The organism is Yersinia sp. KBS0713 (assembly GCF_005937895.2).
GTDB classification, from domain to species: Bacteria; Pseudomonadota; Gammaproteobacteria; order Enterobacterales; family Enterobacteriaceae; genus Yersinia; species Yersinia bercovieri.
Map to the genome: position 1 here is coordinate 3,440,103 of NZ_CP042173.1, position 12,185 is coordinate 3,452,287.

Here is a 12,185-nt window from a genome sequence, read left to right on the forward strand (position 1 = left end):
GAGTGGCCCATCAAAATCATCGGCTTTAATGGCATATTGCTATTTTGGCCCTTTGGTTGAGGCGATTGGTTTCCTGCGGCCCAATACATGCTCGTCACAAGGCTGCTGCCCAGTAGAAACATGGCTGGGAATACAGACCGCGATAGTGATATTTTCGGCAATATTTTGTTCAGATTCGGTAACTACCGGGGGAGGGAGTGGTTGCTCCTCGAGAGAGCTGAGGATCTGTTGCCGCCTAATCAGTAGCGGGCCAGATAGCACACTGTCCTGAGATGCTATTTTCTCGATACTGCTGCGGTTACTCTCACTGCCGCCGTCAGTGATAGGCGCAGATAAGGCTCTGCTGCCAATACTGTTTTTATCGACCGCTTTACCATTAATTGTCACATTCTCTCCGATAAGCTCCGGTGACGTAATCTGTACCGATGATTTGTCTGAGTTGGTGTTCCCACCAAGAGCAATGTCATCTATCAGCGCAAACTCATTGAGGAAAATACCGTGATTACTCCCTGAGGTGCCATTGATCACGCCACCACTGATCGGGCCATTAATATGTACCCCATGACCATTATTAGACGCATACCCCTCAATGGTCGTATTACCTTTATTCACTAATGGGTTAGTGATTTCTACACCATGCCCATCAATGGCACTGCCCGCCAGCGAGGTGTTATCCAGCGTGTTATTGCCATCCAACTTCACCCCGCTGCCGTTGCTGCCGGTGGCGTTGCCGCTAATTGCCAGCAAGTCATCCGCCCCGCCACCGGTGAGAACCGCATTATTACCAATATCCACCCCCGTGCCGTCAGTGGTCTCCCCCTGCACCGCACTACCATTGCTACCGGTGAGATTGGCGGTAATCGCCACCCCGCTGCCACTGGTGCTGCTACCGCTGAGGGTGGCGTTATCCAGTGCGGTGTCGCCATCTATTTTGATGCCGCGGCCACTGTCGGAAGTGCCGTTGACCGTGCCGCCAGTGAGAGCGCCGTGCAGTTCCACCCCATCGCCGTTGGAAGAGTTACCATCAACCGTGGTGTTGCCTTGGTTGGTGAGCGGGCCATCAATATCCACGCCAATGCCATTGGTGGCACTGCCCGCCAGCGAGGTGTTATCGAGGTAGTTATTGCCATCCAGCTGCACCCCACTGCTGTTATTACCCATGGCATTGCCGATCACCGCCAGCGGGTCATCCTCATCGCCGCCCGTGACTGCCACATCCCTGGCCACATACACCCCAATTCCGTCGCTGGTCTCCCCCAGCACCGCACTGCCATTGCTACCGGTGAGATTGGCGGTAATCGCCACCCCGCTACCATCGGCGCTGCTGCCGTTGAGGGTGGCGTTATCCAGTGCGGTGTCGCCATCGATTTTGATGCCACGGCCACCGTCGGAAGTGCCATTGACCGTGCCGCCAGTGAGAGCGCCGTGCAGTTCCACCCCATCGCCGTTGGAAGAGTTGCCATCAACCGTGGTGTTGCCTTGGTTGGTCAGCGGGCCATCAATATCCACGCCAATGCCATTGGTGGCACTGCCCGCCAGCGAGGTGTTATCCAGTGTGTTATTGCCATCCAGCTGCACCCCACTGCCATAGCTGCCGGTGGCATTGCCGGTCACCGCCAGCAGATCATCCGCCCCGCCACCGGTGAGAGTGACATCAATATCAATGTGCACCCCCGTGCCATTGACCACACTCCCCTGCACCGCGCTGCCATTGCTGCCAGTTAAATTGGCAGTAACCTCTACCCCCTTGCCATCCGTGCTATTGCCTATTAGCGCCGTGTTGTTAAGTAGAGTGTTATCAGTGATTTTCACCCCAGTCCCACTGGCTGAGAGACCATTGATACGGCTATTGTCAAGCGAACCATTAAGTTGTACACCAACGCCGCTGGCGGAAGTGCCGTTAATAACACTGTCGCTAAGTGGAGCATTAACCAGTACACCGATACCAGCCCCGGAAGCCGTGCCCTTTAACTCCGCACTTCCACTATGAGTAAATGGACCTACGATATCCAGGGCGATACCATCAACCGCCGAGCCATTTAAGCTGGTATTACTTAAGTCATTATTACCATAAAGTTTTATCCCAGTGCCGGTTCCTGTTGTCGCCACGCCTTGCAACATCAATAAATCTGCCTCACTGGTGCCCGTGACGTTTAAATTCTCAGCAATATCAATGCCATAACCTGAACCATCAACAGTTCCATTAATTATACTGTGGTTTACACCATGTATATCACTGGCTATCTCTACCCCATTACTGTTGGTACTACTGCCATTGAGTGCGGCATTATTCAAGACAGTATTGGTGGCAATACTGGACCCCGGCAGTGAATCAATTTTCACGCCACTGCCATTAATTGACTTTCCTGTTAGTGCCGTATCTATAATTGTTGCATTGCCGCTGATGTGCAGACCTACAGCCTCGGTTGAACTCCCAGTCACATTAATACGGTTAATTTGATGTTCTGCGCTAAAAAAGTGAACTCCAGTACCGTCGATACTGGTTCCTTCAATAGTCACGGGGCCTGTACTATTATTTACCACCCCGGAAAGAGAGACCCCACTGCCAAAAGTAGTGCGGCCTTGAATTAACGTATCACCATCACCATTTAATATCAGTGTATTATTACTGGTTGGGAAGCTAACGCCCGTGCCACTGGTTGAGCGCCCCTCCATTATTAAAGAACCATTATTATTAATAGTTAATCCATTGGGGGTTGAATAGGATATACCATTTCCGCCTGCGGTACTTTGTGCACCTTTATTTTCACCGACTAATGATAACTGACTGCTTTTAGCAATATTAAGGGTATTGGTACCATGAAAAGCAATGCCATTGCGCGTTGATCCAGTACCATCAGTCTCACCTTTAAAAGCAACATTCCCTCCAATAGACAAGCTGCTATTTGCTCTAAACATAACACCTGCACCCTGGGTGGTATTAAGTGCTTTGCCGGTCAATGAGCCATTGCTGGCAATTATGTGGCTATTACCACCAATACTTAATGCTGAACCTGTTGAAGATAATAAAGCGGACTCTGTTTTTGCATAAACGCTGGCATTACCCTTCGCAGCATTTAAATAAAAGTTAGACAAATAGGTATGCCCGCCCCCCGAAGAGGCACCATTAATATTAATATTATTATCTATTGATGTCAGACTGATATTTTCTAAATACACCGCCGTTCCTTGAGTACTTCCTGTGTTACTATTCCGTCCTATAACAGTAACATTCCCCTGTGCAATAAGGTTATTACGCGAAACATCAGAGGCCCCCTCGATAATAACCCCATCACTTGAGCTAACTGATGTCCCATTCAATACAATATCTTTTTTGGCATTTAACGTTGAGTTCGGATTAATAACGATCCCTTGATGACTTGAGGTCGCATTAATATTAACATCACCTACTGCCGCAGTAATATTAGCATCGCGAATTAAAAGCCCGTCATTGCCGTTAGTGGCAGAGGTGAAGCCAACTGCATCTGCAGTAATATTTGTGTTGGCTAACCCTATACTTTTTGACCCACTATTCTCGGCGGTAAAGTTTCCACCTTTCGTTTCAACATTAACATACGCAATACCAATCCCGCCCCCTGACGAGTTTCCATAATCACTGGCGATTATTGATATATCTTTTCCAGCAGTGATATTCATTCGATTAGATGGCGTTCCATTGATTGTTATTGCCTCCACAGAGGCTTTAGCGCTTTTGGCTACTAATAATATATTCTGACCAGCCTCAATTCCGCCATTACCTTTAAAATACAATGCTTTATTGGCAGGAGCGCTCAAATCACTCTTAATATCACCTTTAGCAGTAAGAAATGTATTGGTCATCACTAGCGCATTATTATCACTGATGTTGCCGCTAAGTGAAATATTGTTGGCACTGATACTGACATTAGTGATAGGACTGCCTTTTACACCACTGATGCTTAAATTAAAGTCTCCTCCCTGAGCCTGGATATTGGCATAATCTGCAGCAATTGTATTGCCGATCTCTTTTCCTGTATTAACCGCCACCATTGATATATGACCACCGGCAGTAATATTGACATACTCACTACTGGAGTTACCCCTTATTTTTATTGCATCTGCCCCCGTAAACATAGAATTACTGGTTTTTGCTGTCAGATTGATATTGCCACTGGCATTGATATTACTGTCGCCTAATATAAAGACCCCTTTATTGTTAGTGGTAACATTCGCACTGATATCACCGGAGGTTGCAGTGATATTGCTATTTTTGAGTAAAAACCCATCAGCGCCTGTGATATTGGCTTCAAATTTAATGCCTTTCCCACTAACTTGTGAACCATCGAGCCTAAGTCCATCCAAGCCAGTAGTAATAATATCACCCGTTATATCAAATAAAATAGTGCCAGACTTGGAGGAAATATTTGAAGTAATGATATCCACACCACCTATTGCACGACCATTCACTTGGAATATAATATCTTTATCACTAGTAATAGTTGCATTAGAGAGTGTTCCCATCCACGAAGTTTTAGAATTAGACTTAAAATCAAACTCCATATTATCGGCGGCCGTCAGGGTTGAACCGCCAGAGATATCAATGCCCCGCCACCCTTGGCCATTAGCATTACTACTTTCACCGGTAACATCTATTTTCCCTGCTGCAAAAATAGTAGCACCATTACTGATATTGACACCAACCTGAGATGCCACCCCAGTATTCCCCTCAAGGGTTAGGTTACCGACCTCATATCGCCCCCCCAAAATAGAGATACGCGCCATGTGATTTTTATCAGCATGTTTTGCCAACAAGTCTCCGCCATTCAATAAGACATGGCTATTATTTAAGGTGATAATCGAGTCTACTGTTGAATTACCTGACAATAAGTTGAGATTTAACCTCCCCATATTTGAAGTGATATTATTATCAACTTCAATATTACCATCAGCATACAGTGTCAATGTGCTATCGGTACCAGCGGTTTTATTAATATCAGCACTTAACGTAATATTGCACCAGCGACAACTCAGTAAACTGCTATTACTGGTAGTAATAGTTACATTGGTGCCAGTATTAAGCTGAGAATTGATACTGGTATTTAATATCTGGGCAACATTAGTGGTCGGGACGAAAATCTGTGTATTAGTGACATATCCGGCAGGAATATCCCCCACCTGCATTGATGAACCACTTTCAGTGCCATTGCCGACAATGGTCACCTCCGCCGGATCGAGTAACCAACTGCCCCGACTGCCATTAATAGCGCTGGCGTCAACCTGACCAAAGGCTTGTAAATTACGTCGGCTGGAGGTTTCGACCCGACCACCATCACCTGATTGTGACCCACCGCGAGCATTAATATCGCCATAAAAACCGCTGTAATATTCTGACCATAACACGGTAGTGCCGCCAGGCCCCTTAATGGTGGCAGCAACATCTATGCTCGCACCTTTATCCATGACGACTGAACGGGCCTTTTTTATCCGATCATTTTTTCCCTGCCAATCCCCGCCAACCAACACTTTCCCACCCCCCTCAGTGCCATGGGCAGCAATCTTGCTACCGGCAACCAGGTGAATGTTTTCACCTTGCAAAATAACACTCCCGCCACGACCCTGCGAGCTACTGACATCCATCAGCCCCTGCTGCTTCACCACCCCCTCACTGCCACCATCAAGATAAATGGTGCCATTTTTTTCAGACAAGCCGCGAGCCTGTAGAATACCGGTATGGTCAATTACGTTATCCATTACCATCTCTCTGCCACGGGCGGTCAGTTGAATAACCCCACCATCAGCTTGAATCAGCCCGCCGTTGCGTAGCAAAGTGCTAACCTGCTCACCCTGAATTTGCACACCAAGCAAGTTCCCGCGATCCAGATTAAGCGTAACGCGACTGCCACTGGCTAATACCACTCTCCCCTGCGGGGTATTAATAACAGCTGAAGAGTGATTATCAACGCGCTGTCCCACCAGTGCGATATAGCCTCCCTCGGTAGTGTGTAAATTGGCCTGATTAATCACCTGACCTTCATCTCTTCGGCTGGTCAGCGTATAACATCCATTAATAAAATCTTGATTAGACATCGATTTAGTACTGGCGACTAACCCACCAACATCAACTTGTGCACCTTTACCAAATAGAATGCCATTTGGATTAAGTAAAAAGACCTGACCATTTGCTTTTAAGTTGCCATATATTTGTGATGCATCACGCCCTAGCACTCGATTTAGTGCAATGCTCTGCTGTCCCGGCTGGTTATAAATAACACTACTCCCTGCTGCAATATCAAAACTGCCCCAGTTGATCGCCAATTTATCGCTTTGCTGGACTACGGTAAGAGTGGCGTTATTCACCTCTATTCCACCCTGACCGAGAACAATTTGTCCGTTAACCGGTAATGAGGGATGAGCTAGCACCCATAAAGGCAATGTCCCGAGTGCTAATCCAGTCATGATCGGCAGGCAACTTAATATTCCGGATCTGGCACCCATATTTTTAATTGATCGCCCGCCTGTAGACGAAAATGATTTGCCATAGGCGCGGCTAAATTCCCCGACAGCAACCAGACATCCCAACCGATGACAAAAAACAAGTTTGTATAATTTACTGTTCATTATTCACGTCCATTAAATCTGACAAAAATGCCGATAAGCGCTAAAACATCTTGTAAGCGCTAAGCCAGAATTGGTGATTATCCGGAGGACTCGTTGCAGCCTGACCCGTTCGCTGTGCCCAGGTTAGGTTTAAGGAGTAATCTGCCGGGCGGGCAAGAGTAATATAGGAACCAAAACCAGATAGATTGATGTTATTTTTAGGAATACCCTCGATAGGCTGGCGATAATAAGAGCCCCACCCTTGATCAAAAAATGCCGCAAATGTGACTTGATTATCGGTCCCTGCCCATAAAGGAAGCGGGGGCTGCCAGCGCACGCGTAATTCAGTCGTAAAAAGCGTCCCTTTATCCACGGCCCCCTCACCAATACCATAGGCACGAACAGCCAGTGGCCCTCCCAGTAATAGCTTTTGGGAACTATCAAGATTCTTACTGGCCATTTGTCCGGTAAATTGGTTGAAGAATGAAAAATAAGCGCCAAAACCTTGATCATGACCAACACGATAATTAAAGCGGGCAAAAGTACCGCTAATTCCGGTAAGAGAATTTATACTTTGGCTAAATTCATCATCCAGCGAGAGATGCCCTGCCGTGCCGAGTAAATAGAAATCACTCACTCCCTGGGGTAACGCGCTAAATGAGCCATTAATATCAAACGCACTTGCATTAATATTACGTTTTTGCTCCGGAATAAGAATAAGTGAATCACGCATTCTGGCCTGATAATAACCGGCATTCGCATTAATACGGGCAGCAGATGTTCGTATCCACGGATGGAGCAAGTTAATACCCCAGGTATTAGAGTGTCCACGGGCATCCAATATCTCAAAAGGCCCCTTCAACGTATAATCCAGATAGCTATAATTTAGTGCTGCACGGGTTCCATAAGTATTAATAGGAAAGTTATAATCCAACAAACCATTAAAAACATCAGCGGAGCTGGATAAAATCAAGTCAGTCCGTAGTTGGTCACCCCAGCCAATCAGATTATTGAGTGCACCTCCCGCTAATAACCGATTGTGACCAGAATAATCATTGCCCTGATTATCAATACCAAAATATCCATTTGCTAATTGGCCTGGCATAATATCGGCATAAATTCGTGTGGTTCCCGACTGAGTTCCTGGTTTTAATGAGAGAGAAGCATCAACCCCAGGTATCTCATTTAAAATAAGCGCGGTACGCTCCAGGCGGGATAATTCTGCCGGAGATGCAGCACAATCTTTTTCACCGAAGAGTCCCATCTCTTGACTACAACTATTACTTTTAATCACAGCTGTTGCAAATTGCGTATTCAATCGACTCTGATTATTTACCTCTGGGTTATCTAATCTGCCTGAAATAATGCGGACTAAAATGGTTCCATCACGAACAGTTTGTGGCGGCAATATTGCCTGGGCCGCTACCCACCCTTTTTGGCGATAAAAACGCGTTATTGCCAATGTCATATTCTGCAAATCAGAAAAACTTAATAGTCGGCCTAACCAGGGGCTGACGATAGCCTGTAGATCCTTAAGGCTAGAGTTCATTAACCGTATTTCGCCCTCAAACCTAATCTCGCGCAGCATGAACTGACCTGACGCAATAGGGCTATCTAATGGAAGGGGTGGCGTTAATGGCGGTAACTGTATTTCCGCTTCATGTGGTGCAACTTGCGGTTCGACTGTCGTTTGTCTAATTTCATTTCCGATTGCCCCCGAATTCGGTACGTTGATTATTTTAGGTGCGGCAACTAGTGGTGAGATAATAAAAATTGAGAAGCAAAAAAAAACAACAATAAACAAAATAGTATTGAGGTTGAGCTTTACCTGACTTAATGATCTCTCTGTAAAGTGAAAATATCGCATAAAATAAGCCCATTTAAAATAAGAATAGCACCAGATAAAATAATACTACTCACAATTATTTAGCACTGGCCCAAAGTATTAATTATTTTTTAATTAGCAAACACATTAAGCAACATATTTAAGCCATAGAAATAAAGTCAATTTAATCATGATGAATTATTACAAAAACATGACTTTTACCTTGCTACTTAAGACTAATTGGCTAGGCTTATTTATCACAAATATTTATTTGAGTTAAATATACAACTATTAATATGGAAAAATAATAAGTTCTAATTTTAAATGAAAAATGAAAAATATTTTTATATATTATTAACTGATTAATCATATAACACATTGAAAAAACTAAGATATAAAATAGATGTTAGGCCATGTCTATAATTTGCCTAGTGAACTTGATATGCAAATAAGTTATTAAAAAAAATAAATAGGGGGAAATAATATTAAAAAACAAAATTATTGTTTTTATAAATAAGGAGGAGGCTATATTAGCTTTAATTTAAGCAGTCGCAATATAAAACCCCGCATTATTATGCAGGGTATTTATATTATAATGAAGATGCTGAAATATTACTCAGGAAAATATTTTAATTATCCATTCTGCCTAATGCGAGCAATAAAATCATCAATGCTACCAATGTGTGGTGCAGCCAATATCAAGGTAGATCCCAGACTCAGCGCATGGCGTTGGCATGCTCTGCGCATCTCATCATCAGCAATGCTATCCAGATCTGCCACATGGGCCAAACCGATGGTGCGCCTGATTAATTCACTGCCGCAATACCCCACCGCATCTTGCCATACCTGCTGTAGAAACTGCTGTGCATACCCTTGTATCGCCAGTGCTGAGTCCTGGGTTTTCTCCTCACTTAACGCCACAAAACGGTGAGCGAAGGTTTGCCAAATCAAATGGATATCCTTCAGGCGCTGCTCACGCCCCGCCGCCGCATCCCGCGGGCCTGCTAATCCGGGTAATCCGCAGTAATTGAGCAGTAAATTCCCCAGCGCAGTGCCGATATCAAACCCGATAGGGCCATAGAAACCAAATTCAGCATCAATGGTTTTTAGGCGGCCATCAGCAACGAAAATGGAACCGCTGTGAATATCACCATGCAGCAACGCCTCAGCCTTGCTAAGGAAACGATGTTTGAGCGACGCCACCGCCAATTTAAGCGCACTATCCTGCCGCAGCGCCAGCACCTCAGGTAAAAGTGCGGGGTCGAAATTATTGCGCTCATGGTCTATATAGGGATCGGTAAAGAAGAGATCTTCGGTGATTTGGCATAGCTCAGGGTTGGTATAGCGGCTCACTGCCGCCTTTTTGGCTTGCGCCGACTGATAAAAATCTGAGGTATGGAAGAGGGTTTGCGCCAGATACTCGCCCAGTTGCGAAGCCGCCTGCGGGTAATATTTTCCCTGAATCAGTTCACTACGCCAGATTTCGTGGTCGGATAGATCTTCCTGCACCATGACCGCCAGTTCCGCATCGTGATGCAGCACATTAACCGTGTGTTGTGGGCAAAATTGGCGGTGTGTCAGCAGGGTTTCGGCTTCAATGCGGGCGCGATCCAAGGTTAGGGGCCAGGACTCACCGACACAGCGCACATAGGGCAATGCCTGCTTGACAATCACCCGACTGACGCCCGCGGCATCACGGATTTTAAACACCAGATTGAGGTTACCATCCCCAATTTCATCTGCTGTGACCAAAGTCAGTGGATCAGCCACTTGACCAAATTGGCGAGCATATTCAACGGCATTCGCAGCAGTAAAGGTATAGTAGCGCGACATCTTTAACCTCTTGTTCTATCCTGATTCTGATCCACTCACCGCCAACCATTTGCTGAGCCGTGAAATTATTCTTTAGTTAGGCGTAACAATATTTACCCAAATTTATTGGTGGTACAGCTAGGCAGCAAACGAATGAATCCCGCTGAGCTGACTCGAGTCAGTGATTCGGATGAGTGAGAGCGGCTAACAACGCTGTAACTGCAAAAAAGAAGGGTATAGACGTCTATACATCCGTATGGCATGTTGGCAGAATAAGAACCCAGATGCAATAACGCAACATGGATTTAACTGATAATGCAGATGCTTAACAAGCTTGATTTACAGACAACCAGCTTAAGAATTGTTGATAACCAACTTTGGATACTTGACCAGCAAGCACTGCCCCAACGTCAGGAGTGGCTGTCAGCCGATACCCTAGAGTTGCTGATTGAGCATATTCAGACGCTGCGCGTCCGTGGCGCCCCCCTGATTGGCCTCTCCGCCAGCCTATTGCTAGCCTTGCTGGCAGAGCGCGGCTTATCGCAAGCGCAACTTGAACAGGCGTTGATTGCACTGCGGGAGTCGCGCCCGACCGCCGTTAATTTGATGAATAATCTGGCGCGGATGCAACAGGCGCTATTACAACCAAATTGGGTCGAGGCCATGACCCACGAGGCATTGCGTCTGGTGGATGAAGACCGCGAATTGTGTGAGCGCATTGCTCAGAATGGCGCGACATTGGTTAAATCGGGCAGCAACCTGCTCACCCACTGTAACACTGGCGGGCTAGCAACTGCGGGCATCGGCACCGCTATTGGCGTATTACTGCGCGCACATCAGCAAGGCAATATTCGTCAGGTATGGGTTGATGAAACCCGGCCTTTATTGCAAGGCGGGCGCTTAACCGCCTGGGAGTTGGGTGAGCTGGGCATTCCATATCAATTAATTTGTGATTCGATGGCCGCTAGCCTGATGGCTCAGGGCAAAGTGGATGCAGTTTGGGTGGGTGCGGATCGCATTGCCGCCAATGGTGATGTGGCGAATAAAATTGGCACCTACAGTCTGGCGGTATTGGCTCACTACCACCGCATCCCTTTCTATGTGGCCGCCCCCCACACCACCCATGATCCCGCCTGTCCTAATGGCGCGGCGATCCCCATTGAGCAACGTGCTGCCAGTGAGGTGATGGGCGTTACGGGGAGTTTTGGCAGTTGCCAATGGGCTCCAGAGAGTGCCCCGGTGTACAACCCCGCATTTGATGTCACTCCGGCGGCATTAATCAGTGGTTGGGTACTAGACAGCGGCGTTATCACGCCAGAACAAGTGGCCGCAGGCTTTTTCCAGCCTCAGCGCTAACTAGCCGCTGCTCTCTGGTTGATAAGAGAGTAACGGCAAAATCCGGGGCGATTAAATAGGTTTTATCTCTTTATGCTAAATGGGGATAAGCATCGGCTATTTTATCGCCAGTAAAATGTGCCACCCAACCTTCTGGATTATCAAATAGCCGAATCGCGGTGAAATTCGGCGCTGACCCCATATCAAACCAGTGGCGAGTATCCGCTGGCACTGACAGCAAATCACTCTTTTCACATAAAATTTGGTAAATTTTGCCATCGAGATGCAAGCAAAATAGCCCGCAGCCCTCAACGAAGAAACGCACTTCATCTTCGCCGTGGGTATGCTCGGACAAAAACTTCTCGCGCAACAGTTGGCGCTGCGCATTGTCGGGCCGCATGCTGATCACATCCCAGCTCTGATAGCCCTTTTCCGCCACCAGCCGGTCAATTTCATGCTGATAAGCCGCGATCACGGCCTCAGGCTGCGGGTTCTCACCCAGCTCACGATCCGCCTGCCAGCGCTCAAAGCGCACACCAATCGCCGCCAGTTGCTGCTGAATTTCATCCGCATCACGGCTCTGCCACAGTGGCTGGTCGGGCTGTTGATCACTGAAAATCGTTAATCCGCTCATGCT

Annotated in this window: 5 protein-coding genes; 1 reads left to right on the forward strand and 4 read right to left on the reverse strand. The window is 46.8% G+C overall.

Annotation, left to right across the window (positions count from 1 at the left end; all coding sequences use genetic code 11):
* Positions 1–39 precede the first annotated feature (39 nt).
* The 3 genes from FFE93_RS16505 to mtnK all read right to left on the reverse strand — a co-directional run bounded on the left by FFE93_RS16505 (position 40) and on the right by mtnK (position 10,234).
* Complete coding sequence (locus FFE93_RS16505) at positions 40–6,597, reverse strand: filamentous hemagglutinin N-terminal domain-containing protein (RefSeq protein WP_186367666.1); 6,558 nt, start codon at positions 6,595–6,597, stop codon at positions 40–42.
* A gap of 40 nt (positions 6,598–6,637) precedes the next feature.
* A complete protein-coding gene (locus tag FFE93_RS16510; RefSeq protein ID WP_049602046.1) occupies positions 6,638–8,443 on the reverse strand; it encodes a ShlB/FhaC/HecB family hemolysin secretion/activation protein in 1,806 nt (601 codons plus the stop codon).
* 591 nt (positions 8,444–9,034) lie between these two features.
* On the reverse strand, positions 9,035–10,234 hold the full coding sequence (mtnK, locus tag FFE93_RS16515) for an S-methyl-5-thioribose kinase (protein WP_049602043.1): 1,200 nt from the start codon (positions 10,232–10,234) through the stop codon (positions 9,035–9,037).
* Positions 10,235–10,528: 294 nt separating this feature from the next.
* Between mtnK and mtnA the strand changes: the two genes are divergently transcribed.
* Positions 10,529–11,569, forward strand: coding sequence for an S-methyl-5-thioribose-1-phosphate isomerase (gene mtnA / locus FFE93_RS16520; protein ID WP_138775606.1), 1,041 nt, complete (start codon positions 10,529–10,531; stop codon positions 11,567–11,569).
* A 70-nt stretch (positions 11,570–11,639) separates the two neighbouring features.
* Here mtnA and FFE93_RS16525 read toward each other — a convergent pair whose 3' ends face one another.
* Complete coding sequence (locus tag FFE93_RS16525; RefSeq protein ID WP_005274985.1) at positions 11,640–12,182, reverse strand: 1,2-dihydroxy-3-keto-5-methylthiopentene dioxygenase; 543 nt, start codon at positions 12,180–12,182, stop codon at positions 11,640–11,642.
* Between the last annotated feature and the right edge of the window lie 3 nt (positions 12,183–12,185).

Coding starts and splice junctions, on each gene's coding strand:
- mtnA (WP_138775606.1), top strand. CDS start 10,529: ATGCAGATGCTTAACAAGCTTGATTTACAGACAACCAGCTTAAGAATT.
- mtnK (WP_049602043.1), bottom strand. CDS start 10,234: ATGTCGCGCTACTATACCTTTACTGCTGCGAATGCCGTTGAATATGCT.
- FFE93_RS16505 (WP_186367666.1), bottom strand. CDS start 6,597: ATGAACAGTAAATTATACAAACTTGTTTTTTGTCATCGGTTGGGATGT.
- FFE93_RS16525 (WP_005274985.1), bottom strand. CDS start 12,182: ATGAGCGGATTAACGATTTTCAGTGATCAACAGCCCGACCAGCCACTG.
- FFE93_RS16510 (WP_049602046.1), bottom strand. CDS start 8,443: ATGCGATATTTTCACTTTACAGAGAGATCATTAAGTCAGGTAAAGCTC.